The 26,633-nt window shown below is 62.4% G+C and carries 22 protein-coding genes; 14 read left to right on the top strand and 8 right to left on the bottom strand.

Going from position 1 to position 26,633, the window contains the following annotated elements; translation table 11 throughout:
* Positions 1 to 9 precede the first annotated feature (9 nt).
* The 7 genes from CNQ84_RS08380 to rutR form a co-directional block, all read right to left on the bottom strand.
* Entirely contained in the window at positions 10 to 939 is a 930-nt protein-coding gene (locus CNQ84_RS08380) for an ABC transporter permease (RefSeq protein WP_096004438.1), read from the bottom strand.
* On the bottom strand, positions 939 to 2,033 hold the full coding sequence (locus tag CNQ84_RS08385) for an ABC transporter permease (RefSeq protein ID WP_096004439.1): 1,095 nt from the start codon (positions 2,031 to 2,033) through the stop codon (positions 939 to 941). The genes CNQ84_RS08380 and CNQ84_RS08385 overlap by 1 nt, the downstream gene beginning before the upstream one ends.
* Complete coding sequence (locus CNQ84_RS08390; RefSeq protein WP_096004440.1) at positions 2,026 to 3,543, bottom strand: ABC transporter ATP-binding protein; 1,518 nt, start codon at positions 3,541 to 3,543, stop codon at positions 2,026 to 2,028. Before CNQ84_RS08390 ends, CNQ84_RS08385 begins: the two co-directional genes overlap by 8 nt.
* Positions 3,540 to 4,631: a BMP family ABC transporter substrate-binding protein gene (locus tag CNQ84_RS08395; RefSeq protein WP_096004441.1), complete on the bottom strand. Its 1,092-nt coding sequence runs from the start codon at positions 4,629 to 4,631 to the stop codon at positions 3,540 to 3,542. The genes CNQ84_RS08390 and CNQ84_RS08395 overlap by 4 nt, the downstream gene beginning before the upstream one ends.
* 33 nt (positions 4,632 to 4,664) lie before the next feature.
* The gene (locus CNQ84_RS08400) at positions 4,665 to 5,051 is read right to left on the bottom strand and encodes a VOC family protein (protein ID WP_096004442.1); all 387 of its coding nucleotides are present in this window, start codon (positions 5,049 to 5,051) and stop codon (positions 4,665 to 4,667) included.
* A 1-nt stretch (position 5,052) separates the two neighbouring features.
* On the bottom strand, positions 5,053 to 6,060 hold the full coding sequence (locus CNQ84_RS08405) for an isopenicillin N synthase family dioxygenase (protein ID WP_096004443.1): 1,008 nt from the start codon (positions 6,058 to 6,060) through the stop codon (positions 5,053 to 5,055).
* Positions 6,061 to 6,302: 242 nt separating this feature from the next.
* Positions 6,303 to 7,031 (bottom strand): HTH-type transcriptional regulator RutR, encoded by a 729-nt coding sequence (gene rutR / locus CNQ84_RS08410; protein ID WP_096004444.1) that lies wholly within the window; start codon positions 7,029 to 7,031, stop codon positions 6,303 to 6,305.
* Between the two features lie 237 nt (positions 7,032 to 7,268).
* On the opposite strand from rutR, the gene rutA reads away from it, so the two are divergent.
* The 6 genes from rutA to rutF are packed head-to-tail and all read left to right on the top strand — an operon-like array spanning position 7,269 to position 11,436.
* A complete protein-coding gene (gene rutA, locus CNQ84_RS08415) occupies positions 7,269 to 8,357 on the top strand; it encodes a pyrimidine utilization protein A (protein WP_096004445.1) in 1,089 nt (362 codons plus the stop codon).
* Positions 8,357 to 9,109 carry a pyrimidine utilization protein B gene (rutB, locus tag CNQ84_RS08420; protein ID WP_096004446.1) on the top strand — a complete coding sequence of 251 codons (753 nt, stop codon included), beginning with the start codon at positions 8,357 to 8,359 and terminating at the stop codon, positions 9,107 to 9,109. The genes rutA and rutB overlap by 1 nt, the downstream gene beginning before the upstream one ends.
* Positions 9,106 to 9,489, top strand: a complete 384-nt coding sequence (gene rutC / locus CNQ84_RS08425; protein ID WP_096004447.1) for a pyrimidine utilization protein C — start codon at positions 9,106 to 9,108, stop codon at positions 9,487 to 9,489. The genes rutB and rutC overlap by 4 nt, the downstream gene beginning before the upstream one ends.
* Positions 9,490 to 9,502: 13 nt before the next feature.
* A complete protein-coding gene (rutD, locus tag CNQ84_RS08430) occupies positions 9,503 to 10,306 on the top strand; it encodes a pyrimidine utilization protein D (RefSeq protein WP_096004448.1) in 804 nt (267 codons plus the stop codon).
* 12 nt (positions 10,307 to 10,318) lie between these two features.
* Complete coding sequence (locus CNQ84_RS08435; RefSeq protein ID WP_096004449.1) at positions 10,319 to 10,912, top strand: malonic semialdehyde reductase; 594 nt, start codon at positions 10,319 to 10,321, stop codon at positions 10,910 to 10,912.
* A gap of 11 nt (positions 10,913 to 10,923) precedes the next feature.
* The gene (gene rutF / locus CNQ84_RS08440) at positions 10,924 to 11,436 is read left to right on the top strand and encodes an NADH-dependent FMN reductase RutF (RefSeq protein WP_096004450.1); all 513 of its coding nucleotides are present in this window, start codon (positions 10,924 to 10,926) and stop codon (positions 11,434 to 11,436) included.
* A 300-nt stretch (positions 11,437 to 11,736) separates the two neighbouring features.
* Here rutF and ppnN read toward each other — a convergent pair whose 3' ends face one another.
* Positions 11,737 to 13,110: a nucleotide 5'-monophosphate nucleosidase PpnN gene (gene ppnN, locus CNQ84_RS08445; RefSeq protein WP_096004451.1), complete on the bottom strand. Its 1,374-nt coding sequence runs from the start codon at positions 13,108 to 13,110 to the stop codon at positions 11,737 to 11,739.
* 206 nt (positions 13,111 to 13,316) lie between these two features.
* On the opposite strand from ppnN, the gene CNQ84_RS08450 reads away from it, so the two are divergent.
* The 8 genes from CNQ84_RS08450 to CNQ84_RS08485 all read left to right on the top strand — a co-directional run bounded on the left by CNQ84_RS08450 (position 13,317) and on the right by CNQ84_RS08485 (position 26,540).
* Entirely contained in the window at positions 13,317 to 14,252 is a 936-nt protein-coding gene (locus CNQ84_RS08450) for an alpha/beta hydrolase (RefSeq protein WP_096004452.1), read from the top strand.
* Positions 14,253 to 14,335: 83 nt separating this feature from the next.
* Entirely contained in the window at positions 14,336 to 14,827 is a 492-nt protein-coding gene (locus tag CNQ84_RS08455; protein ID WP_096004453.1) for a sigma-70 family RNA polymerase sigma factor, read from the top strand.
* A 90-nt stretch (positions 14,828 to 14,917) separates the two neighbouring features.
* Complete coding sequence (locus CNQ84_RS08460; protein WP_133065882.1) at positions 14,918 to 15,859, top strand: FecR family protein; 942 nt, start codon at positions 14,918 to 14,920, stop codon at positions 15,857 to 15,859.
* Positions 15,860 to 15,961: 102 nt separating this feature from the next.
* Positions 15,962 to 18,823 carry a TonB-dependent receptor gene (locus CNQ84_RS08465; protein ID WP_096004455.1) on the top strand — a complete coding sequence of 954 codons (2,862 nt, stop codon included), beginning with the start codon at positions 15,962 to 15,964 and terminating at the stop codon, positions 18,821 to 18,823.
* An 18-nt stretch (positions 18,824 to 18,841) separates the two neighbouring features.
* Positions 18,842 to 21,631, top strand: coding sequence for a M16 family metallopeptidase (locus CNQ84_RS08470; protein WP_096004456.1), 2,790 nt, complete (start codon positions 18,842 to 18,844; stop codon positions 21,629 to 21,631).
* Positions 21,628 to 23,328, top strand: coding sequence for an ABC transporter ATP-binding protein/permease (locus tag CNQ84_RS08475; RefSeq protein ID WP_096004457.1), 1,701 nt, complete (start codon positions 21,628 to 21,630; stop codon positions 23,326 to 23,328). Before CNQ84_RS08470 ends, CNQ84_RS08475 begins: the two co-directional genes overlap by 4 nt.
* A 178-nt stretch (positions 23,329 to 23,506) precedes the next feature.
* Positions 23,507 to 25,258: a type I restriction-modification system subunit M gene (locus CNQ84_RS08480; protein ID WP_096004458.1), complete on the top strand. Its 1,752-nt coding sequence runs from the start codon at positions 23,507 to 23,509 to the stop codon at positions 25,256 to 25,258.
* Positions 25,251 to 26,540 (top strand): restriction endonuclease subunit S, encoded by a 1,290-nt coding sequence (locus tag CNQ84_RS08485; protein ID WP_096004459.1) that lies wholly within the window; start codon positions 25,251 to 25,253, stop codon positions 26,538 to 26,540. The genes CNQ84_RS08480 and CNQ84_RS08485 overlap by 8 nt, the downstream gene beginning before the upstream one ends.
* The last annotated feature ends 93 nt before the right edge of the window (positions 26,541 to 26,633 follow it).

A 26,633-nucleotide genomic window follows, 5' to 3' on the forward strand; every position in this document is an offset into this window, starting at 1 on the left:
TCAACGCGGCTAGCGGCGTTCTTCTCGAATAAAAGGCTCCCCCAACGCCCCGGGCTGGCTGCTGCTGTCGCGGCTGGCCAGGGCTACCCAGATCATCACCCCGAGGGTGACGGCGTAGGGAGTCATAAATACGAAGTACTGCGGCAGGCGAATACCGGAGGCGGCCATCTGCGGAATCAGCGCCTCGATACAGCCAAACAGCACGGCACCGGCCAGCGCCTTCCACGGCGACCAACGGGCGAAAATCACCAGCGCCACGGTAATCCAGCCGCGCCCGCCAACCATGTCGGCGATCCACATCTTGGTGCTCAGTACCGAGATATAGGCACCGGCCAGACCGATCAGCATGGAGCCGGCGACGATGGCCGCGCAGCGATAGCCCAGCACCGGAATACCGGCGGCATCGGCGGCCTGCGGGTTCTCACCGACCGCGCGCAGGCGCAGGCCGAGCACGCTGCGATTGAGCACCAGCACCACCACGACGAAAATCAGCGGCGTAACGAATACCAGCGGGTTCTGCACAAACAGCTTGCCCACTACCGGCAGCTCCGAGAACGGCCAGAGCGATACCGCGTGCAGCCCGGCCACCGGCTTGTTGGTCCAGTCCAGCAGGGTGCCAAGCAAGCCGGTCAGGCCCTGACAGAAGAACACCAGCGCCAGACCGGCGATCACCTGATTGATGCGCATCACCAGAACCATCAGGGCAAACAGCAGCGAGACAACCCCGGCCGCGCACATCGCCAGAATCAATGCCCAGACGGTTGCGCCGCCGGTCATCAGTGACGCGCCGATTCCTGCCAGCGCACCCACCAGCATCAAGCCCTCGGCACCCAGTGCCAGCACCCCGGAGCGTTCGATCACGATCAACCCGAGCGCCGCCAGCGCAAAGGGCACGGCAAAGTCGGGAATGTTGCCGATCCAGCTTGCAATCATGTCCATCAGACCTGCCCTCCCTGAATGCGGCGAATACGGTGGCGGATAAAGAACTCCGAAGACGCCACGCAGATCACCAGAATCGCCTGGATCAACTGCACCATCGAGAACGGAATCTGATAGAACACCTGCAGACTGCGCCCGGCGACAAACAGGGTCGCCACCAGCACCGCTACCACGGTCGCGGCAATCGGCTGATTGCGCGCCAGAAAGGCGATCAGAATCCCGGAAAAGCCATAGCCAGCGTAGAAGGAATGGGTCAGCCGCCCTTCCTGCCCGGCGGTAATCATCAGCCCGGCCAGACCTGCCAGCGCGCCCGACAGCAGAACGGTACCGAGGATTACCCGCTTGACCGGCACACCGACTGCGCGGGCCACGCCCGGGCTGCTGTCGACAAAGCGCAGGTACAGGCCAGCGCGTGAGATGCCGGTGAACCAGAGCACGAACAGCGCGACCACCAGCGCCAGCACCACCGCCAGACTGACGCCATCGAACAGCTCGGGCAGACGCTCGAATACCTTGTACTGCGGCGAATAGGGGAAAGAGTCACGCGGGTCCTTCCAGCTGCCGTAGACCAGATGCAGCAGGAAGTTGATCGCGATGTAGTTGAGCATCAGCGTGGAGATGATCTCGTTGACCTTCAGGTGCAGCTTGAGCAGCACCGGCGCCAGCGCCCAGAGCAGGCCGCAGACCATGGCGCAGACCATCATCAGGGGCAGGCGCAGCGACGGCGGCCCGATCTCGAACAGCGAAACGGCAGTCGCGCCAATCGCGCCCCAGATCATCTGGCCTTCCAGCCCGAGGTTCCAGAAGCGCGCGCGGAAGGCCAGACAGCCGGCCAGACCGACCATGATCAGCGGCGCGGCCTGAAACAACACCGCGCGCAGACTCTGGCTGTCGAACAGGGTGAGGATGACAAACTCATTGAGCAGCTCACCGGCGGGTACCCCGGCGCTGACCAGAATCGCCGCCGAGATCAGCATGCCGATTACCAATGCCAGCGCGATGACCAGCGCCTGCCAGTACCAGGCCATCTGCTGGCGAACTTCAAGGGTGTACCGGCGCGCCAGCAGCGGTTGAAAATTCGTTGTATCAAACATGATTCACCATGGCCTGCCCGATTGCCTGGCGGTCCGCCGGCTGGGCAAACTCGCCGATGATACGTCCTGCCGACATCACGCCAATGCGGTCTGCCAGCGCCATCACTTCGTCCAGGTCTTCACTGATCAGCAACACCGCAGCGCCGGCATCACGGGCGCTGCGCAGCCGCTCGTGCACCGCCAGGGTGGCGCGCACATCCAGCCCGCGGCTGGGGCTGTGGACGATGACCAGTTGCGGGGTGCGGGCAAACTCGCGGGCAATCACCAGCTTCTGCGCGTTGCCGCCAGACAGCAGCGCCGCCTTCTGTTGCAGCGAGCGCACACCCTGCACATCAAACTCGGCGACCGCGGCGGCGGTGTCGGCTTCGATCCGCTTGCGGCGCAGGAACCAGAACGGCCCGTAGCGGCCGCTGTGTACATCGCCCATGGCAAAGTTGTCGCTGATCGACAGCGGTGCGGCGAGCGCCGAGCTGTAGCGGTCGGCCGGGATGCAGGCGATGCCCAGCTCGCGGCGACGGGCCGCACTGAGGCTGTTGAGATCACCTTCGCCGACCAGTTTCATCTCGCCGGACACCGGCTCGGGCAGGCCCATCAGCGCGCCGGCCAGTTCACTCTGGCCATTGCCACCAACCCCGGCGATGCCGTAAATCTCACCGGCATGCAGCTCCAGATTGACGCCGCGCAGCGCCGGCGCATCGCCGCTGGAGCGCAGATCACGCACCGCCAGCCTGACCTCGCCCGCGTCTCGGCTGGACGGAATCTGCGGTGGAGTCGGCGCATCGCCAACGGTCAGTTTGACCAGCTCACCGACCGACACGGTCTGCGGCTTGAGGCTGGCAACCGTTGAGCCTGTGCGCATCACCGTCACCTGATCGGCGTAGCGCATGACATCATTCATTTTGTGGGTCACCAGGATGACGGCAGCACCTTCCTGATGCGCGAAATGCTGGACCGTGGTCAGCAGGTTTTCTGCTTCCGCATCGGTCAGTACCGCGGTGGGTTCATCGAGAATCAGAATGCGGGCACCGGCCAGCAGCACCTTGAGAATCTCGACCCGTTGCTGCTCGGCCACCGACAGTTGATCCACCCGCGCGTGGGGTTCGATGCTGAACCCCAGGCTGGCGGCCATGGCGGTGATCTGCTCGGCGGTCTGCGCCAGCCGCTGCCGGTACGTGCCGGCCTGCAGGTGACGAAGACCGAGCAGAATGTTCTCTGCCACGGTGAAGGGTTTCACCAGTTTGAAGTGCTGGTGAACCATGCCGATGCCCTGTGCGGCAGCATCGAGCGGCCCCTTCAGACGAACCGGGTTGTCGTCGATGAACAGCGATCCGGTTTCCGGCGCATACAGCCCTGCGGCGATGTTCATCAGGGACGACTTGCCCGCTCCGTTCTCGCCCAGCAGAGCATGTACCTCGCCCCAGCGTGCGGTGAAGGAGGCTTCGGACAGCGCCTTGAAGCCGTCAAACGACTTGCTGACGCTGTCCAGCCGGATCGCGTTCGGGTTGCTCATTGCTGGGTAATCACTCCCTTGACGAACCAGTCCATGGACCAGAGTTCACCGTCGGACAGCGCTTCACCCTCAGCCGCCTTGACGTTGCCGTCACGGTCGGAGATCGGGCCGGCGTAGATCAGTTTCTCGCCGTTCAGCAGCGCCTCGCGGGCAGCCATGATCTTGGCTTTCTCTTCCTCGTCGATACCCTTGCCGCAGCAGGAGACGTCGGTACCGCCCTGCTCCATCGACAGCAGCGCACCGTTCTCCGCCGGGACCCAGTTGCCGGCCATGATTTTCTTCAGCTCCGGTGCCAGGAAGCGATCCCAGACCCAGACCGAGGAACAGACAGTGGCTTCGGGGGCGAACTCGCTCATGTCACGGTGGTGACCGGTGCCATAGACGCCGCGCTCCTGGGCAACGATCTGCGGGGTCGGGCTATCCACGTGCTGGCCGATGACATCGGCGCCCTGGTCGATCAGTGCGGTGGCTGCCGCGCGCTCCTTGACCGGGTCGTTCCAGGCGCCGGTGTAGATCACGGTGACGGTGGCATCCGGATTCATCTGCTGGGCGCCCATGGCGAAGGCGTTGACGGTCCAGTTCACCTGACCGAAGGGGTTGGCCGCTACAAAGCCCAGCTTGCCGGTTTCAGAAGCGGCACCCGCGGCCATGCCGCACAGGTACTGGCTCTCGTAGGTACGACCGTAGAAGGATTCCAAATTGTGCGAGTTGGTGGTGCCGGAGCCATTCAGGAAGGCCACTTCCGGGTACTTGTCGGCCAGCTCCTTGAAGGTGTCGGAGTAACCGAAGGCGGTGCCGATGATGATGTTGGCGCCACGTTGAATCAGTCGCTCAACGGTCGGTTTGATCGCCGAGGCGGTCTCCGGCACGCTTTCCACGTACTGAATCTTCTGGCCGATATCGCCTTCCAGACGCTGACGCGCCTCATCGAACGCCTGGGTCCAGCCGCCGTCGTTGCGCGGGCTGATGTAGAGCATGGCGATCTTCGCCGGGCCGGTCAGGGTAAAACCGCCTTCCTCGGCAGCAGCCAGGGTCGGCAGGCCGCAGGCGGCCAGGGCGCATACGGCGCCCGCAATCAGTTTTTTCATTGCCAAAGTCCTTCTTGCGATCAGGTGGTGTGACTACATCATGTGGTTGATACGGAATACGTTGCCTTCCGGATCCATCAGCACCGCCTGATACCAGTTGTAATAGGTGGTATACGGCGGCTTGATCAGGGTGGCGCCCGCCTCGACGGCGATCGGCACCATGCGGTCGACCTCCTCGGGGCTGTCGACGTCAATGTTGAGCAGAAACGTGCAACCGCGGGTGTCGGAGTGCTCGGCCAGATGCAGCAGCTCGTAGGCATCCGGCGCGTTGAAGCCGATGCAGCAGGTGCCCGCATCCAGACCGACAAAGATCGGCGAGCGAATCGCCTCCACTTCCGGAAAGTCGAACACCCGCTGGTAGAACCCGCTGAGCGCTTCGATGTCGCGGGCGAATACGTTGACGTAGGAGAGTTTGCTCATCTCAGGCCACCTTGCTGCCGCCAAAGGTCGTCTGACGGACGAACTTGGACTTGAGGTGATCGCCCGAGGAAACCGGCGCGTAGAGCGGCTTCTCGCCATCGGCAAGACAGCTCGGCAGGCACTCGACCATGACGTCGTAGTTGGGCTGATGGAAGAACACCAGCGACTGGCGCTGCTGATCACCGGCAGCGTCTTCCGGCGGATTGACCACGCGGTGCAGCGTGGAGATCCACTGGTCGTTGGTCCACTGCATCATCAGGTCACCGATGTTGACCACGAAGCCGTCTTCCACATAAGGCACATCGACCCACTCACCGTCGCGGTTGCAGACCTGCAGACCACCCTGCGCGCCGTCGGGTTTGACGATGGTCAGGCTGCCGTAATCGGTGTGCGCACCGGCGCGCAGCTGGCCTTCCTCGAGACCCTCTTTCAGGTGCGGATAACGCAGGCTGCGGAACATGCTGATGTGCTTGTCGATCTTGTCGTCGAAGAAGGTTTCCGGCAGCTCCAGCGCCAGTGCAAAGATACGCATCAGCGTGCGGGCCAGATCGCCCATGGCATCGAAATACTCGGCATAGGCCTGCTGAAATCCGGGCAGGTCAGCGGGCCAGACATTCGGCGCAAAGTGCGGGCCGGCCATGGCTTCGGAGTAGTAGGGCTCGGCCGGTACATCGGTCGGGCCGATCGAGAAGGATTCCTTGAGATCGCCCGGCGCCGCCTCTTCCATCGAGTAGGACAGGCTTTCTTCGGCAACCGCGCTGTAACCGCGGACCATGTCCGGGCGCGGACGATCCGCCTTGCGCTTTTCGGCCATCGGCAGATCAAAGAACTGCGAGGTCAGGGCATAGACCCGCTCGATCAATTCCTTGGGAATCTGATGCTCGGTAATGACCAGAAAGCCGATGTCGCGACAGGCCTGGTTGACCGCTTTGGCCACCTCAGCCTTGCCCTCGGCAGTCCCGCCGAAATAGGGGCCAAGGTCGATGATGGGAACGTATTGAAGCGTCATACAACCGTTTCCTCCAAATGGAGCTCAGCGAGAGCGCTGGGCAGAAGAAGCGACGCGAGGAGTGTTCGACGCGCCATTTTCCAATCAGCGGAGACGTTTGCAGCAACTATGCCAAAAACTGTTTTTGCTTAAAAAACAAATAGATAATGAAAAAAGACCGCTTATTTTGGAACAAACGGTCTGATCTAGAGCACTCGGTTTGTGCGTTTAGCCCAAAAAAGGGGCGGCGATATTGATCTACATCAAGAACGCGGACAGACGCCCTGCAGCACCAATGCCTTGAGATTGGTCAGCGTCTCGGCAAAGAAGGCCGGGTCTTCCAGGGTACGACCAGAGACGGCCTCAACCTGGGTACGAAAGTCCGCGTAATGCTGGGTCATCGCCCAGAGCGAAAAGATCAGATGGTGCGGCTCGATCGGTGCCAACTTACCGGCCTCGATCCAGGCATTGATGACGCTGACCTTGGATTCGACGATATCACGCAACGAGCCCTGCAGCTCGCCCAACAACAGCGGCGCCCCCTGAATGACCTCCAGACAGAACAGCCGCGACTCGGCCGGATGATCTCGCGACAACTCCAGCTTTACGCGCAGGTAGTCACCAATCGCCTCGGACGGATCCTGTTCGACAGTGAACGCCTTGAGCGGGCTGAGCCAGACATCCATCAACTGACGCAGCACATTGATGTACAGATCTTCCTTGGAAGCAAAGTAATACAGCAGGTTGGTCTTGGACACGTCGGCCTGGCTGGCCACCTGATCCAGACTGGTGCCGTGCAGCCCATAGCGCGAGAACACATCCAGCGCCGCCTCCATGATTGCGCTGCGCTTGGTTTCCATCAGCCGCTTGCGCCGATTCAGCGTGGCCTCACTGGGCACCCGAGTCCGCGCCTTGGGCTTCTTGGCTGGTACTGCGGGGCGCTGTATCTGTTTGCTCACTGGAGGGGCAGCCTTAGTCCTTGGTGATCGCATTCTACCCTTGGTAACACAGTCCAACTCAAGCCCCAAAATGGGCCCAGAAACTGAACCGCATGCACAAACCAAGTGCTCTAATTCGGACTAAACGGTCTAACCTAAACCATTAAATCCGCACAACTACCTGATTTAAATCAATAAAAAAAACATGGCCTGGATTGTGCTTTGTGCCTGTTCAGCGGCCGGCAGGGTAATGCCGACCTTCCGAACAAATGGCCTATGGAGTGCAATCCAATGAATGTAGGTATCTTCATCCCGATCGGTAACAACGGCTGGCTGATTTCCAAGAACGCACCGCAGTACATGCCGACCTTCGATCTGAACAAGACCATAGTGCAGCGCGCCGAGCACTACGGCTTCGAATTCGCGCTGTCGATGATCAAGCTGCGCGGCTTTGGCGGCGAGACCGAGTTCTGGGAACACAACCTCGAGTCCTTCACCCTGATGGCCGGCCTGGCTGCCGTGACCGAGCGCATCCAGCTGTTCGCCACCGCCGCCACCCTGACCCTGCCGCCGGCCATCGTGGCGCGCATGGCCTCGACCATCGACTCGATCTCCAACGGCCGTTTCGGCGTCAACCTGGTCACCGGCTGGCAGAAGCCGGAATACAGCCAGATGGGCCTGTGGCCGGGCGATGAATTCTTCGCCAACCGCTACGACTACCTCGGCGAATACGCCACCGTACTGCGCGATCTGTGGACCACCGGCCGCAGCGACTTCAAGGGCGAGCACTTCCAGATGGACGACTGCCGCGTCAGCCCCAAACCCCAGGCCGACATGAAAGTCATCTGCGCCGGGCAGAGCGAAGCCGGCATGGCCTTCACCGCCAAGTACGCCGACTACAACTTCTGCTTCGGCAAGGGCGTCAACACGCCGACCGCCTTCGCCCCGACCGTCGAACGACTGGTCAAGGCCACCGCAGAAAGCGGCCGCGACGTCACCTCCTGCGCGCTGTTCATGATCATCGCCGATGAAACCGACGAAGCCGCCCGCGCCCGCTGGGAGCATTACAAGGACGGCGCCGACCACGAAGCCATCGCCTGGCTCGGCGAACAGGGCGCCGCCGACACCAAGTCCAAGGGCGACACCAACATCCGCCAGATGGCCGACCCGACCTCCGCCGTGAACATCAACATGGGCACCCTGGTGGGCTCCTACGAGAGCATTGCGCGCATGCTCGACGAAGTCGCCACCGTGCCCGGCAACAGCGGCGTGATGCTGACCTTCGACGACTTCGTCAAGGGCATCGAAGACTTCGGTACCCGGATCCAGCCACTGATGAAGGGCCGTCAACACGTTAACGAAATACTGGAGACCGCGTGATGAACAGCCTGACCCAACCTGTTGTCGGTCATGCACCGGTGCGCAACAACCCGACCGATGTAATTCTGCCCGCGCGCCCCGAGTCGCTGGCGATCAACAGCGGCGAGACCGCACTGATCGTAGTCGACATGCAGAACGCCTACTCGACCAAGGGCGGCTATCTGGATCTGGCCGGCTTTGATGTCTCCAGCACCGGGCCGGTGATCGAGCAGATCGCCCGCGCCATCGAAGCGGCCCGCGCCGCCGGCGTGCAGGTGATCTTCTTCCAGAACGGTTGGGACAGCGACTACGCCGAAGCCGGCGGCCCCGGCTCGCCGAACTGGCACAAATCCAACGCGCTGAAGACCATGCGCAAGAACCCGGAGCTGCAGGGAAAGCTGCTGGCCAAGGGCACCTGGGACTACGATCTGGTCGACGCCCTGCAACCGCAACCGGGCGACCTTGTGGTGCCGAAACCGCGCTACAGCGGCTTCTTCAACACCGCTTTCGACAGCCTGCTGCGCGCCCGCGGCATCCGCAATCTGGTGTTTACCGGCATCGCCACCAACGTCTGCGTGGAATCCACCCTGCGCGACGGCTTCTTTCTCGAGTACTTCGGCGTAGTACTGGCCGACGCCACCCATCAGGCCGGCCCGGAATTCGTCCAGCAGGCCTCGCTGTACAACATCGAAACCTTCTTTGGCTGGGTCAGCACCGTCGACGACTTCTGCACCGCACTGACCAAGCCCGCTACCCAAGGAGCATCCGCATGAGCAAGACAACCGTACTCCCCGCCGGCACCGGCAAACCGCTGGCCCCCTACGTTCCGGGCTCAATGGCCGATGGCATTGTGTATGTCTCCGGCACCCTGCCCTTCGACAAAGACAACAACGTAGTCCACGTCGGCGATGCGGCAGCGCAAACTCGCCACGTGCTGGAAACCATCAAGGGTGTGGTCGAGGAAGCCGGCGGCAGCATGGATGACGTCACCTTCAACATGATCATGCTGCGCGACTGGAGCGATTACGCCGCCATCAACACCGTCTACGCCGAGTACTTCCCGGGCGAAAAGCCGGCGCGTTACTGCATCCAGTGCGGCCTGGTAAAACCGGACGCGCTGATCGAAATCGCCAGCATCGCCCACGTCGGCTGAGGCCGCGGCCGTGATGCATATCGAAATCCACGGCCGGCGTGATGCCGACGCCCCGACGCTGGTGTTCAGCTCGGGGCTCGGCGGCGCGGCGCATTTCTGGATGCCACAGCTGGATGCCCTGACCAGCGACTATCGCGTGGTGCTGTACGACCAGCTCGGCACCGGCAAGAGCCCGGCCACGTTGCCCGCCGACTACAGCATCGACGCCATGGCCAGCGAGCTGCGCACACTGCTCGCCAGCCACGGCATCGGCGACTACCAGCTGATCGGCCACGCCCTCGGCGGCCTGGTCGGTTTGGCGCTGGCCATCCAGCAGGCACCGGGGCTGCGCAGCCTGACGCTGATGAACGCCTGGTCGCGGGTCAGCCCGCACACCGCGCGCTGCTTCTCGGTACGCAAGCAATTGCTGGCCGGCAACGGCCCGGCGGCCTACGTCGAGGCGCAGGCGCTGTTTCTCTACCCGCCGGACTGGATTGCCGCCAACATCGAGCAGCTGCAAATCGATGATCGCAAGCACGTGGCGGGCTTTCCGCCGACCGACAACCTGCTGCGCCGCATCAGCGCCCTGCAAGCCTTTGCGCCGGATCTTCAGGCACTCGCCGGCATTCGCCAGCCAACGCTGCTGATCGCCAACCGAGACGACATGCTGGTGCCTTGGCAGTGCTCGCGAGAGCTCGCCGAGCAACTGCCGAACGCCCGCTTGGAATGCTTCGACTACGGCGGCCACGCCTCCAGCGTGACCTGCCCGGACACCATCAATACGACGCTCAGGCGCTTTCTTGCCAGCGTCATTCACGACACCGAATACGCCGCCTGAGTGAGGGCAATCATGTACGAAGAACCACTGGATCAAAGCGCCTTGGCACAGCTGTTCACCGAGGCCCGCAGCCACAATGGCTGGCTGGATCAGCCGGTGCCAGACAGTCTGCTGGAAGCCATCTACAACCTGACCAAGATGGGCCCGACGTCGGCCAACTGCAGCCCGGCACGCTTTGTATTTGTGCGCACCCGTCAAGGCAAGGAGCTGCTCAAGCCGTGCCTGTCATCAGGCAATCTGGAAAAGACCATGAGCGCGCCGGTAACCGTAATCGTTGCCTACGACTCGCGCTTCTACGACGCGCTGCCCGAGCTGTTCCCGCATGCGGATGCACGCAGCTGGTTCACCGGCAGCCCGGAGATGATTTACGAAACTGCCTTCCGTAACAGCTCGATGCAGGCCGCCTACTTCATCATGGCCGCCCGCAGCCTGGGACTGGATACCGGGCCGATGTCCGGCTTTGACGCCAAGGCGCTGGACGCCGCGTTTTTCAGCGACAGCCACTGGAAGTCCAATCTGTTGATCAACCTCGGCTACGGCGACAGCAGCAAGGTGTTCGACCGTTTGCCGCGTCTGGCCTATTCCAAGGCCTGCATTCTCACCTGAAGGAGCCCATCATGCTCGCAGCCAAGATAGTGGAACCCATGCCCGCCCCGGTCACCAAAGACGCTTTCCGCAACGCGATGTCGGTGCTGGCGTCAGCCGTCAACGTGGTCACCACCGATGGCCCTGCCGGCCGCGCCGGCTTCACCGCCACCGCCGTGTGCAGTGTGTCGGACGAGCCGCCAAGCCTGCTGGTCTGCCTCAACCGCAGCGCATCGGTCTACGACATCTTTCAGACCAACGACCATCTGTGCGTGAACACGCTGACCTGCGAGCAGCAGGCGCTGTCCAACCTGTTCGGCGGCAAAACGGCGATGGAGGACCGCTTCGCCAGTGCCGACTGGAGCACCGATGTCAGCGGTGCACCGATGCTGGACGACGCGCTGATCAACTTCGATTGCCGCATCAGCAACCGGGTCTCGGCCGGCAGCCACGACGTTCTGATCTGCGAGATTCTGGCGATCCGCCAGCGCGACAGCGGCGACGGCCTGGTGTACTTCCAGCGCCGCTATTGTCAGCCGGTCTGACACCGGGTGCCTCAAGGTGGCGAGGCCCGTAGCCTAGGGAAGCACTGATTAATTCCGCATGCTCTCTGGCGTTCAGTCCGGGCTGCAATCAAGGCGTGGTTTCGAAGGCATGTCTGGACCTGTCGAGAAATCACAACGCAGAGTGCGGCCCGGACTGAGCGCCCCGCAGGGCGAGCGCTCAAGCATGCATCTGACTGCGTTACGCTGCTTGCCAATAAAACCACTATTGGCTGCACATCGCGCCTTGCATCTACACGCTTGAGCACTCGCAGAGTGCGTGTGGAATTGATCAGTGCTTCCCTAGCTGACCACGCGGTAGCACGGCTCGTAGTCGGCCCCGCCCGGCAGCTTCATCCGGTGCTGATCGACAAAGGCCTGCAGCAGCGCATCCAGCGGCTGCATGATGCGCGGGTCGCCGTGAATGCGGTACGGCCCGTGCTGCTCGATCAGGCGAATACCCTTGTCCTTGACGTTGCCCGCGACGATGCCGGAAAAGGCCCGGCGCAGGTTCGCCGCCAGTTCGTGCGGCGGCATATCCAGGGTGAGCTGCAGCGCCTCCATGTTGGCGTGGGTCGGATCAAACGGGCGCTGAAAACTCTCCTCGATGTGCAGCAGCCAGTTGAAGTGGAAGGCGTCGTTGCGCTCGCGCCGGAACCGCTCCACTTCCTTGAGCCCGGCGGCCATGCCGCGCGCGACCTCGGTCGGGTCATCGATGATGATGCGGTAGTGCTGCTGCGCCGCGGCGCCCAGGGTCGCACCGACAAAGGCATGCAGTTGCTGCAGATAGGCCTCGGCGCTGCGCGGGCCGGTGAGGATGACCGGGAACGGCAGGTCGCGGTTGGTCGGGTGCATCAAAATACCCAGCAGGTAGAGAAACTCCTCCGCCGTACCGGCACCGCCCGGGAAGATGATGATGCCGTGACCAACCCGCACAAAGGCCTCCAGGCGCTTCTCGATGTCGGGCATGATGACCAGTTCGTTGACAATCGGGTTGGGCGCTTCGGCGGCGATGATGCCGGGCTCGGTGATACCCAGATAGCGCCCCTCGACGATGCGCTGCTTGGCGTGGGCAATGGTTGCCCCCTTCATCGGGCCCTTCATCACACCAGGCCCGCAACCGGTGCAGATGTCGAGATTGCGCAGGCCCAGTTCGTGCCCGACCTTCTTGGTGTACTTGTACTCCTCGATGCTGATCGAGTGCCCGCCCCAGCACACCACCATCTTCGGTTCCAGCCCGGGGCGCAGGGTGCGCGCGTTACGCAGCAGATGGAAGACGTAGTCGGTGATGCCGGCGGAGCTTTCCAGATCTATCCGCGGGCCGCCCAGTTCGCTTTCGGTATAAACGATGTCGCGCAGCGCGCTGAACAGCATCTCGCGGGTACTGGCGATCATCTCGCCATCGACAAAGGCATCAGCCGGCGCGTTGATCAGCTCCAGCCGCACACCACGATCCTGCTGGTGAATCTGCACTTCAAAATCGGCGTAAGCCTCAAGGATGGTCTTGGCGTTATCAACCCGCGCGCCGGTGTTGAGAATCGCCAGCGCACACTGGCGGAACAGCTGGTGCAGGCCACCGGAGCCGACCTTGCCGAGTTGCTGCACTTCACGTTGGGAGAGGGTTTCCAGGCTGCCTTTGGGGCTGACCGATGCATTGATTACGTTGGGTCTTGTCATGCGAGGCTTCCTTGGCAAACGCCGACCAGACAAACGTCGGCGTTGGGATAGATACGACCAGTCCGGTCGCAACGGCTGACTCCATTCTTGCGCCGAGCGCACAGGCTTGGCAATCACCAGGCGGCTCAACGCCTCACACAGGCACCCAGACGGCAAAACCTGCTAACGTGGCCACCTGCCGCAACAGACACAGAGTACTCAGCCGCATGCCCCTGTCCCGCCGCCAGTTCATCCAAGCTCTGCTCGCCACCAGCGCCCTGCCCGGCCTCGCCCAGGCTCGCCCGGATCTGACCCGCACCATGGGCAATACCCTGGCCGATCGCGACTCGAGCCTGTACCGCTTTGAGGATTTTCGCCTGGACTCGGCAGACGGCGAGCGTCATTACCGCATCTGGCTGGGCATACCACGCAGCCCGGCGCCAGCCGGCGGCTACCCGTCGCTGACCCTGCTGGATGGCAACGCCGCTCTGCACCACCTGCGTGAAGACTGGCTCAGCGCGCTGCCCGCCGAGCACAGACCGGTGCTGGTGATGGTCGGCTACGACACCGACCTGCTATTCGACGTAGTCGCCCGCCAGCGCGACTACACCCCGGCCGGGCCGGGCGAAGGCCTGATTGCCGACCCGCTGCGCCCCGAGCGGCTGGGCGGCGGCGCCGAGGCCTTTCTCCGTTTGCTGGAGCAGCGCATCAAGCCCGAAGTGGCTCGCCGCGTCAGCCTCGACAGCAGACAACAAAGCCTCTGGGGCCACTCCTTTGGCGGCCTGTTCGCACTCTACGCCATGACCCAGCCAAGCAGCAGTTTCACCCGCTACATCCCGGTCAGCCCGGCGGTGTACTGGCATGACGGCGTGCTGCAACAGTACCTGACAAACAGCAACGCAGAGGCCGATATCTGGTTGGCACGGGGCAGCAACGAGGTACGCATCACCGAGCAAATGGACGCCGCCGAGGTCGCCCGCCTCACGCAACAAGGCAGCAACGCCTTTATGACCACCGTGCAAAACCTGGCCGACCAGCCCGGCCTCAGTGTGCACTGGAAGCAATTCCCCGAGCTTGGCCACGGCCCCATGCTTCCCGCCTCGCTACCGGAGGCCCTGGCGATTGCCAGCGGGCAGACGCCGGCGGGGTGGCATCCGGGCTGAGGACAGCGACCATACCGCTTTATTGATAATGATTCTTGTTTGTGCTACTTTGCCGGCTCTTTCCTCTCCGCCGTTCGCACACCGTGTCCGACTCGCAACATCGCCTGACTCTCTACCTCGCGCAGCGCGGCGCCCTGGTTGACTACGCCACGCCGATGCTCGGCAGCCGCGCCAGCGCCGAAGACGTGGTGCAAGAGGCTTGGCTGCGCTTTATTGCCGTACAGGGCGCGATCAACGAACCGGCGGCCTACCTGCGCCGTATCGTGCGCAACCTGGCGATGGATCACTTGCGCCGCGACCGTGGCGAGCACAGCAGTGACGATGACACCTGGCTCGACAGCGTTGCCGATCAGGCCCCGGGCCCCGAGGCGCATGCCGTCAGCAGCCATGAACTGCGCGCCGTGAATGCGGCCCTGGCGCGACTGCCCACGCGCACCCGCCGGGCCTTTGAACTGTATCGCCTGCAGGGCTATACGCTGCAACAGGTAGCAGACAGCATGGGGCTTTCGGTCGGCACCGTGCACCAGCTGGTGCACGCGGGGTTGCGCTGCTGCGCCAAGGCACTGGAGCGCTGAAATGCTGAAAAAAACCCGGCCCGATAACGTCTGTTGGTTATCCGCAGACTCCTATGCGACCCTGTGCCCCCGTTTTTGGAGCCACCCGCCTTGCTGACCACAGACCCGCGCGACCCGCTGGATACTGCCCTCGACTGGCTGCTGCAGATCCAGCAGCACCCCGAGGATGAGGCCCTGCGCGAACAGCTGGCCGTCTGGCTGGCCAGCGATGCCGCCCACCCGGCCGCCTTTCGTCAGGCTCAGCGCGCCTGGCAGGTCAGTGGCGCGCTGACGCCGCAGGCAACAGTCGGGCGACCGGCCACCGTTACCCCGCTGCGCCCGCGCCGCACTCTGCGCCGGACGCTGCAGGCTGCCAGCGCCATTGCTGCCTGCTGCCTGCTGGTGCTGTTGGTACAAACCCTGTATCCGGCCTGGCATGCCGACCTTTACACCGCCAAGGCCGAGCGCAAGCAGCTGCAGTTGCCCGACGGCAGCCAGTTGACCCTGGACGCGCAATCCGCCGTGCGTCTGGATTTCAGCGAGGGCCGCCGCACTGTGCAGCTGATACAGGGGCAAGCCTATTTCGAGGTGGTCAAGGACAGCGCCCACCCCTTTCAGGTCTCCACCGACGATCTGACCATCACCGTGACCGGCACTGCTTTCAACGTCGACCAGCTGCATCAACGCGTCAACGTCGCCGAAGGCTCGGTGCAGGTGAGTACCGCAGCCGGCGCCAGCGCCAGCCTTGCCCCCGGTCAGGGTGCGGTCCTGTCAGCCGACACCTTGCGACCCCACCATCAGCCCGCCACCCAGGTTGCCGCCTGGCGCGACGACAAGCTGATCCTGCGGCAGGAGCGGCTGGCTGATGTGATAGACAGCCTGCGCCCCTACTGCGACCAGCGCCTGCTGCTGCGCGATAGCCAACTGGGCGAGCAGCTCGTTACCGGCGTATACGACCTGAGCGCGCCTGAAGAGGCTCTGCGCGCCATCATTGGCCTGCATGGCGGCACCCTGCGCCAGCTCGGCCCGCTGCTGCTGATCGAGCGTGGCTGACACTTTTCGAAAAAAAATTTGAAAATTCTTTGAGCTCACTGCGTCTTTGCTTCCGAGCAATTCAATTGATACGGATTCGCATTCACAGGAGCTTCGCAGTACATGCCCACTCTCAATGGATCTGACCGGCCGCGCCTGTCGCTACTGGCACTGGCACTCGGTGGCCTGCTGACCGCCATACCACTGGCAGCCACCGCCCAGGACAGCCCCGGCCTGTCTCAGGTGCATCACTTTGCTATCGATGCCCAACCGCTCAGCGAGGCGCTGATCGAGTTTGCCCGCCAGAGCGGCATGCAGGTCAACCTGGACCCGGCACTACTGGCTGGCGTGCAGAGCAATTCAGTCAGCGGCCAATTGAGCGGCGTTGATGCACTGCAACAGCTATTGCGCGGCAAAGGCATCGACTGGCGTCTGGAGCAGAACGTACTCAGCTTTGAGGCGCGACCGGACAGCGCTAATCTGAACCTGGAGACCATCCACGTACTGGGTCGCACCGACAGCCTGTATCAGGGCAGCGAGCGCATTGACCGCACCGCCATCGAGACCTTCCCCGGCGCCAACGGCGACCTGACCACCCTGCTGGAAATGCACCCCAACGTGCAATTCGACACCACCCAGCAAAGCTCCCACACCCCGGGCGAGCTGAACCCGGCGGACATCAGCATCAACGGCGCCAAGTTCTACCAGAACAACTTTATGGTCGACGGCATCAGTATCAACAATGACCTCGACCCGGCCGCCAGCAGCGCCAGCCGCAATAATTACAACGGTATTTACGACATCCCCAGCAATGCCTTCGGCGTCGCCCTGGATGCCGACCTGCTGGAAGAGGTGCGGGTTTACGACAGCAACATCTCCGCCGAGTACGGCCGCTTCAACGGCGGTGTGGTCGATGCCATCACCCGCAACCCGCGCGAGGGTTTTCACGGCAAGGCCTCGGTCAGCATGACCCGCTCGGAATGGACCGAGTATCACCTCAACAACGACGAGATCAGCGACGAGGAGTTCGAGCTCTCCAGCGATCAGACCTACCAGCCGGAGTTTGAAAAGACCACCCAGCGGCTGATGCTGGAAGGCATGCTGACCGACACCTTTGGCCTGATCGGCAATATCGTGCGCAAGCGCTCGGAAATCCCGGTCTATTCCTACGACAATGGCTTCCAGAGCGCCGGCGACTCACTCAAGCGCGAGCAGACCCGTGAGATCAACAACTACATGCTCAAGGGCTTCTGGATGCCGAGCGAGCAGCTCGATCTGACCTTCAGCCTGATCCACGCGCCCGCCGGCGGTCAGTACTACAAGGCCAACCAGAAGAACTCCGGCTTTACCATCGACCAGGGCGGCCAGGCTGCCTCGCTGCAGGCGGTGTGGCTGGGCGATAACGTGACCTACACCAACAAGCTGTCCTACAAGATGGTGCAAACCTCCCGTGATGCCGACAGCAATGTGAACAAGCAGTGGCGCTGGTCTGAGGAGAAGAACTGGGGCAACCCCTACCGCAATGGCGTGCTGTCCAGCACCGCCACCAGCATCGAAGGTGGCATGGGTGATCTGGAGCAAAGCCAGACTGGCGGTGAATACAGCTTCAAGGCCGAGCTGCAGGAGTTCGACTTTCTGGGCGCGGGTCATCGCATCAACGCCGGCCTGCAACTGGGTTACCAAAAGGCACGCTACGAGGTGATGGAGGACAGCTGGTCCGCCACCACCCCCCACTCTAGCGACGCCACTGGCAGCACCTCCTGCGTCACCGCCAGCGGCGAGCTGGACAGCGAGTACTGCTCGATCAGTATCGACGCGTTAGGTGCGGCTAAGCGCCAGTACTTCCGCTTTCTCAATTACTACCGCGCCGGCGAGATCGAGCTGGAGCAGACCGACTACGCGCTGTTTATCGAAGACGACATTCGGGTCGGCAACCTGACCCTGCGCCCCGGTCTGCGCTTTGACGGCGACGACTACATGGATAAGACCACCCTCGCGCCGCGCTTTGCCGTTAGCTACGACCTGTTCGGCGACCGCACCAGCGTGCTGAGTGGCGGCCTTAACCGCTATTACGGCCGTAATCTGTTCAAGTATCGCCTGGCCGATGGCCGTGAATCCCTGCGCTGGCGCGCCACCCGCGGCATCTCACGCGATGACACCATCACTGACTTCAGCGACCTGGTGAACTACGGCGTGGACGAGTCCAGCTTCCGCAGCCTGGATATCCCCTACGACGACGAATGGACCATTGGCCTGGCCCAGCAGATCGGCAACCTCGCCTTTGACCTGAAATACGTCCACCGCGAAGGCCGCGATCAGGTGGTGCGCTCACGCGCCCGTTACCTGGGCCTGGAAGACGGCGACGGCAGTAGCAGCATTGCCAACTACTACACCTACACCAATGCTGGCGAAAGCCGCAGCCAGACCGTGACGCTAAGCGTCACGCCACTGCAGAACCTGCACTTTGCCGGCACCCAGACGACCTGGCAGCTGGCCCTGAGCTGGAATGAAACCCAGAGCAACAACGCCAGCTACGAAAACACCTTCGACGACGCCCTGCTGGCCGATGAAGACGTTTACTACGACGGCAGCCTGATGCCCTACAGCGAACTGCCCACCGACAACTTCAACCGCCCCTGGACCGCCCGTCTGAACACCGTCACCAGCATCCCGCGGTGGAACCTGACCTGGAGCAATTTCTTCCGCTACCGCGGCTCCTACGAGCAGATTTACCAGACCACCCCAAGCACCATCGATATCGACGGCACCAGCTACGACTACTACCAGAACGGCCGCGTCCGCGCCGCGCCCACCTGGGACACCCGCGTCAAATGGGAGATCCCCACCGGGCAGGACCAGGCCCTGTACGTCGCCGTGGACGTGACCAACGTGGCCGACAAGGTCAACGATGTGCTCAGCGACAAAGGTGTGCTGAGTTATGAGACCGGCCGGCAGTATTGGCTGGAAGTCGGTTACAGCTTCTAACCCAAAGAAAAACGCCTGATGAAAATTCTCCGCACGGGGCTACTGGCCGCGCTGGCGCTGCTTGCCAGCGCTTGCAGCCAGCTGCCCGACAGCACTGCACAGCTGACCAGACAACCCGACACCCGGGTTATTGAAGGACAACTAACCAACGGCCTGCGCTACCGCCTGCTGCCAACCAGCGAGCAGCCGGGCCGACTCGATATCCGCCTGCGCGTCAACGCCGGCGCGGTGGATGAAACCGCCGACCAGGTGGGCGTCGCGCACCTGCTTGAACATCTGCTGTTCTACAATCGCGACGCCACCGGACAGACGGTGCGCCAGCGCCTGCTGGCGGCGGGTTGGCAACAGGGCCGCCATTTCAACGCCATGACCAACGCCGAGCGCACCCAGTACCTGTTCAGCCCGCCCGCCGGCAACCGGAACAGCGAGCTTGCCCTGCAGGTATTGGCGCAGCTGGTGTTGCAGCAGGACTTTGCCGCAGACGACCTGGAGCAGGAGCGCCCTATCGTCATCGAGGAGTGGCGCGGCGGGCTGGGCGTGGCCCAGCGCATGAATGCCCAGCGCCGTGACAGCCAACGCATCGGCTCAGGCTACGCCGGGCACCCGACCATTGGCTCGGAAGCCGCTATCCGGCAGACACCCGTCACGCAACTATGGGATTTTCATCAGCGCTGGTACGCCCCCAACAACATGCAGCTGAACATCGTTGGCGACTTTGATCCGGCGCAGTTGCAGCAACAGCTCGCCCGCACCCTGGGTACCGCCAGAGCACGACCGGTACCCAAGCGCAATCTCGAGTTGCCGTATCTGCCGGGACTGAAAGCCTTCCACCTGCACGATAGCGAAAGCGGCAGCCATCAGCTCAACCTGCTGTTTCGCGGACACTACGCTGCCAACCGCGAGGATTCGCTGCGGGGCCAGCGCGAGCGTCTGCTCGACCGTGTCGCCGGTCGCCTGCTGCTGAGGCAATTGCAACGCCAGCCACTGCCAGACGGCGTGCGCGCCTTCAGCGCCCAGCGCGCGCTGATCGGCGAGCAGTCGGAGGTCACCGCGCTGTCGGCCTCGCTGGAGCAATCAGTCCACCGCGACGCGCTGGGCGCACTGCTGACAGAGGTACAGCGCCTGCGCCGCTTTGGTTTCTACGCCGCCGACCTGGAGGCCGAAAAGGCCAGCTTGCGCGAGGTGGCCGAGCGCATGCTGGAGCGTGGCGACGAACGCAACTTCACCGACTGGGTACAACTGCTGAACGATCCGAGTCAGGCAGACCGCACCATCCAGACCCGCAGCACCATCGCCACCAACAGCCTGCCGCTGATCGACGCCATCACCCTGGAAGAGATCAACCAGCGCTTTATCCGCTGGACCGACAGTGACGACCTGGTACTGCAGATGAGCGCCCCGCGCAGCCAGCCACTGACCCTGCTGACCGAGGCTGACTATCAGCAGCTGCTCAACGCTATCGACATTGCCGCCCTCGACGCCCCCGCGCCTGAGCAGCGCACCGTCGAGATCGTCATACCGGCGCTGCCGGCCAGCGAGCACACCGGAACAATCGCCGCTGTACAGCAATACCCCGCCGAGCAGGTGCAGTACTGGACACTCAGCAACGGCGACCGGCTGGTCTGGCTTTACCAGGCAAACGATGATGACGAGGCGCACCTGCAGATTGAATCTGGCAGCGGCTACCGCCAGCCAGACTCCCCGCACTGGCTGGAGCAAAGCGCCAGCCAGCTGGTCTGGCAAACCCCGCCACAGGGCTTTGACGAGGCCCAGTGGGACGCCTGGCAACAACGGGAAAAACTCTACCTCAGCCAGGACCAGCAGCAGACCGTTACCCACTACAGCCTCAGGGTCGAACCCGCGCGCCTGGGCGAAGCCTTTGCCCTGTACCGCAGCCGGATCACCCGTGGCACGCTGGCAGACGAAGCGCTAGAACAGCTGCGCGAAGACCTGGGCAAACGCCTTCAGCAACCCGAACCGACCACCCGCCAGCAACAGGAACAGCGCCTGGCTCAGCTACGCTACGGCCCCCAGCCCAGCAGCTTGCCTAGCGTTGACGAGCTGAACGCACTGACCCGCACCGCGCTGCTTGAGCGCTGGCAACGGCAGGCCGCCGCACCGGTCACCTACTATCTGGTCGCCGATGTGGAGGAGGCGCAACTGCGCGAATGGGTCAGCGCTGAACTGGCCGGCATCGTCCGTACCCCCGCAGCGCCAACCACGCCCTTGCTGCAGCAGCCCGGCGCGCGCCAAACCCGGCTGGCCAACAGTATTGAGCCGCGTGCCAGCCTGAAAGTGTATGGCTACGCCGAGCACCCCTGGTCGCCGGCAGACGCGGTGCGCGTTGCCAGCCTGCGCCAGCTCGCCAGCGACGCCCTGAAAGCGCGCCTGCGCGCAGAGGCCCGCGGCCTCTACCAGCTGACCTTCGACAGCGAATTGAACCCGGCTACCAACCGGCTGGAAAGCCGCCTGCTGTTCACCTGCGACCCGCAGCGCATCGACGAGCTATGGCAAGAGGCCGAAGCCGTATTGGCAGAGCTGCCCGCCCACATCGATGCCCAGCGCATTGCGCAACTGCGCGCCAAGCTGCGTCGCGACGAACAAGCGCGCCTGCGCGACGGCGCCACCCAGCTGCGCCGCCTGATGCTCAGCGACCAGCGCTGGGGAGACCCGCGCTACCTGTCCAGCCAGCAGGATCTGCCCGACGCACTTCAGGTGGACGCCTTGCGTGAGCTGGCCGGCCATCTGCTGCCGGCTGATAACCGCGTGCGCCTGGACGTCATGCCACACAAAGAGCCCGACGCATGAGGCTGCTGCGCCTCTTTTGGCGCCTGATCGCCCCGTTCTGGCTGGACAAACGCAACTGGCAGGCCTGGGTGTTGCTGGCCAGCACTATCGGCCTGGGCCTGGGTATCGTGCAGATCAACGTGCTGATCAACGCCTGGAGCAAGACCTTCTACGACACCCTGGGCGAGTTTGACACCACGGCCCTGTACGGCTTGATGGGGCAGTATTCGCTGTACATCGGCATCTTTGTGCTGATCGTGGTGTACAAGGCCTGGTTGCGCAAAGCCTTGCTATTGCGCTGGCGACAAAGCATGAGCGAGCGGCTGATCGGCGAATGGCTGGGCGGCCAGGCGTTTTATCGTCTGGGCCTCGAAGGCGAGCCGGACAACCCCGATCAGCGGATCGCCGAAGACGTCAATCTGCTGGTCAGCCACAGCGTCGACCTGCTGGTGTCCTTCATAACCAACTTCGCCCAGGTAACCGCCTTTGTGGGCATCCTCTGGGCGCTGTCCGGCAGCCACGAGTTCACCCTGTTCGGCTACAGCCTGCAGGTAGAAGGTTATCTGGTGTGGATAGCCGTGCTCTACACCGTGATCGGCACCCTGGTCACGCACTGGCTGGGCCGCCCGCTGCACCGCCTGAACTACAACCAGCAAAGCCGGGAGGCAGACTTCCGTGCCGACCTGCTGCGCAAGCGCGACCACGCCGAGCAGATTGCCCTGTACCGCGGCGAACAGGCCGAGCGCCAGCAACTGAGCACGCGCTTTCGCGCCATTGCCGACAACTGGTGGCAACTGATGGCCCGTGAACGCAATCTGGGGTTCTTTGTGGTCGGCTACGACCGGGTCAGCAATATCGTGCCGGTATTTGCCGCACTGCCCTTATTCCTGACCAAGGCCATTACCCTCGGCGGACTGATGCAGGTGCGCACCGCCTTCTCGGCAGTGCAGGGCTCACTGAGCTGGTTTATCAGCGCCTACCAGACGCTGGCCGAATGGAGCGCCACGGTCGAGCGTCTCGGCCAGTTTGAGCAGGCCATTGCCCGCACCCGCACGCAGGTGCGCGAGGCGCCCTGCGGCAACTGTCTGCGGCTTGACCAGCTGGATGTACTGCTGCCCAACGGCGAGCCCTTGCTGAGCGGCCTGCAGGCCCAGGTGGCCAGCGGCGAGTGGGTACGGCTGGCTGGCCCCAGCGGCCTCGGCAAGTCCACTCTGCTGCGTACCCTGCAGGGCCTGTGGCCCTACTGCCGGGGCAGCTGGCAACTGCCGGGCGGGCGCAGCCTGCTGCTGCCGCAAAAGCCCTATCTGGCCAGCCTGCCGCTGCGCGAGCTGCTGGCCTACCCCTCCAGCGACACCCCGCCGGATGAGCAGCTGCGCAGCGCGCTGCAACAGGTCGGCCTCGCCCGCCTGGCCGACCAGCTCGGCCGCCAGAGCGAATGGATGCGCGAGCTGTCCGGCGGTGAACAACAGCGCCTGGGCCTGGCGCGCGCGCTGCTGTATCGCCCGGACACCCTCTACCTGGACGAAGCCACCAACCAGCTCGACGACCAGGCCGCCCACCGCCTGCTGACCACGCTGCGCCAGCAACTGCCACACTGCACCGTGATCGGCGTCAGCCATCAACCCGGCGTACAGGCACTGTTCGACCGCAGCCTGCCGCTCCGCCCCGACACCACAACCAGCAGCGCAACACCAGCGCCCTGCCCCGCCCCCGCCTGAAGCCCAGCGCCTCACCTGCCCACAGCGTCGGGCGGGTGAGGCGTTGGGTTGGCAGGCCCGGCCACCAATGCGCAGCAAGGGCCGTTGCTGGGCTCCCGCTACGCCGATAGACTCGATACCCTTGCCACGCGCCCGGGCGCTCCTGCCCCTGCCTGCTTCAATAGATGGAATTCATTGAATGAGTCACAGCATTACTCTTCCGCAACTCGAATCCTACCTCTGGGAAGCCGCCGACATTCTGCGCGGCAACATGGATGCCTCCGAGTACAAGGATTACATCTTCGGCATGATGTTCCTCAAGCGCCTGTCTGATGCCTTTGAGGAAGCCCGGGAAGTGGTGGTGCGCTATTACGTCGGCAAGGGCAAGTCCCTGCAGCAGGCCGAAGCGCTGGCCGATGACGAGGATGAATACGACAAGACCTTCTACATTCCGCCCCAGGCCCGCTGGGATGCGCTGAAAGACCTAAAGCACGATATCGGCGCCGAGCTGAACAAGGCCACCGAAGCCATCGAGGAATACAACACCGCGCTGGAAGGCGTGCTGGTGTCCATCGACTTCAACATCAAGAACAAGCTCAGCGACAAAAAACTGCGTGACTTGCTCAGCCACTTCAGCAAGCACCGCCTGCGTAATCAGGACTTCGAACGGCCAGACCTGCTCGGCACCGCCTACGAATACCTGATCAAGATGTTTGCCGACAGCGCCGGCAAAAAGGGCGGCGAGTTTTATACCCCCTCGGAAGTGGTGCAGCTGCTGGTCTCCCTGCTGCAGCCCCACGCCGGCATGCGCATCTATGATCCGACCGCCGGCTCCGGCGGCATGCTGGTGCAAACCCGCAACTACCTGGCCACCCACGGCGAGAACGCAGCCAACCTGTCGCTCTACGGCCAGGAGATGAACCTCAATACCTGGGCCATCTGCAAGATGAACATGTTCCTGCATGGGGTCTACAGCGCCGACATCCGCAAGGGCGACACCCTGCGCGAGCCGCAACACACCGAGCACGGCGAGTTGATGACCTTTGACCGGGTAATCGCCAACCCGCCCTTCAGCCTGGCGAAATGGGGCAAGGACGAAGCCGACAACGACCCCTATGGCCGCTTCCCCTATGGTACCCCGCCCAAGGACGCCGGCGACCTGGCCTTTGTTCAGCACATGATCGCCAGCCTCAATGCGGACGGCATGATGGGCGTGGTCATGCCCCACGGTGTGCTGTTCCGCGGTGCCAGTGAAAAGGCCATCCGCCAGGGCATACTGCAGGATGACCTGCTGGAAGCCGTGATCGGCCTGCCATCCGGCCTGTTCTACGGCACCGGCATCCCCGCCTGCCTGCTGATCATCAACAAGCGCAAGCCCACCGAGCGTCGTGGCAAGGTGCTGTTTATCAACGGCGAGCTGGAATTCGAAGAAGGCAAGAACCAGAACAAACTGCGCCAGCAGGACATCGACAAGATCGTCCACACCTTCGAGCGCTATACCGAACTCAAGCGCTACTCCAAAGTCGTGACCTTGGCCGAGATTGCAGAGAACGACTTCAACCTCAACATCCGCCGCTACGCCGACACCAGCCCCCCGCCGGAAATCTTCGACGTGCGCGCCATCCTCCACGGCGGCATCCCGGTGCGGGAAGTGGAGAGCGAGTATATCCGCGAAGAGATTCTGCAAGACTTTGACGTATCCAGGGTCTTTGTTCCCCGCGATTCCGGCGACAGCGGCGATCCAGCCGCGTTTGAGTATTACGACTTCAAACCCGAGATCGACAGCAAGGCCGCCATCCGTGAGGTCGCCGGCGACGTTGATGCGCAGGTTATTACCCAGCTGGAACGCTGGTGGGACAAGTATCGCGTGTCGCTCAGCGAGCTGGATGCGCAGGTGGCTGAAGCGGAAAGTGTAATGAAGAGGTATTTGAAGGAGCTGGGGTATGAGTAATTCAGTTCCTTCAGCATGGGAAGATGTGTCTCTCGGTGAATACGCCCATATTAAGGCTAGAATTGGATGGAGGGGGCTGAGTAGCTCGGAGTACACAGATACGGGTGCTTATCTTGTTGCGGGTACTCATATCAAAGGGGCCAAGATAGATTGGGATGATTGTGATCACATTGATGAGTTTCGGTACGCTGAATCTCCAGAGATTCAGCTAAAAGAGTGTGATGTGGTTATTTCAAAAGATGGCACTATAGGTCGGCTCGGCTATGTGGAGAATCTGCCAGGGCCGGCAACTATTAATGGAACAATGATGCTGATCCGTCCTGGGGAGGCATTTTTCTCAAAGTTTATCTATTTTTATCTTCAAGGTGATAATTTCCAGAAGGTTATTAAGGAGAAAGTTTCGGGAAGTTCTGTTCCGCATATTTTCCAGCGGGATATGGTGACTCTTAAGGTTCCTGTTCCCCCTCTCCCCGAACAAAAAAAAATCGCAGCTATCCTGTCCTCCGTCGATGACGTGATCGAAAAAACACGCGCGCAGATCGAGAAGCTGAAAGACCTGAAAACCGGCATGATGCAGGAGCTGCTGACCAAAGGAATTGGGCCGGATGGCGCTCCGCATACCGCGTTCAAGGATTCGCCGCTGGGGCGGATTCCGGAGGGGTGGAGTGTAGCCGCCTTGGAGTCACTTTTGGCAGATGTCGACTACCCCATGAGAAGTGGGCCGTTTGGAAGCTCATTATTGAAGAGCGAGCTGGTTCAAGACGGAATCCCATATTTGGGTATCGATAACGTACATGTAGAGAAGTTTGAGGATAAATTCCGGCGATTCGTATCAGAAGAAAAGTTCAACGAGCTTAGGCGGTATGAGGTTAAAGCAAACGATGTGATGGTCACCATTATGGGGACCGTTGGCAGATGCTGCGTTGTTCCTGGAAGCATTGGAAGAGCATTGTCTTCTAAGCATGTTTGGACAATGACTTTCGACCCTGAGCTGTATGTCCCTGAGCTGGTTTGCTGGCAAATTAATTACGCCGACTGGGTGCAAGACCAGTTCAAGGCTGAGTCACAAGGCGGCGTTATGGATTCCATAAGTTCAAAGACTCTTAGGGGGTTGCTACTTCCTTTGCCTCCGATTGTTGAGCAGCGCAAGATTGCTTTGGCACACTCCAAAATATCTAAAACACTGGCACAGAAGGCAGATAAGTTGTCAGCAGTCCAGAGCCTGAAGAAAGCCCTTATGCAAGACCTCCTCACCGGAAAGGTCCGCGTAAAGGTGAGTTAACCGCATGCGTTCATTTAAACCCAAAGATCCGGCCGCCATCGAATTCCAGGGAGGCAAGCGGGATAACTCGCCACTGCTGGATGCCGTAGCGCG

It is taken from the genome of Pseudomonas abyssi, assembly GCF_002307495.1.
GTDB lineage: Bacteria > Pseudomonadota > Gammaproteobacteria > Pseudomonadales > Pseudomonadaceae > Halopseudomonas > Halopseudomonas abyssi.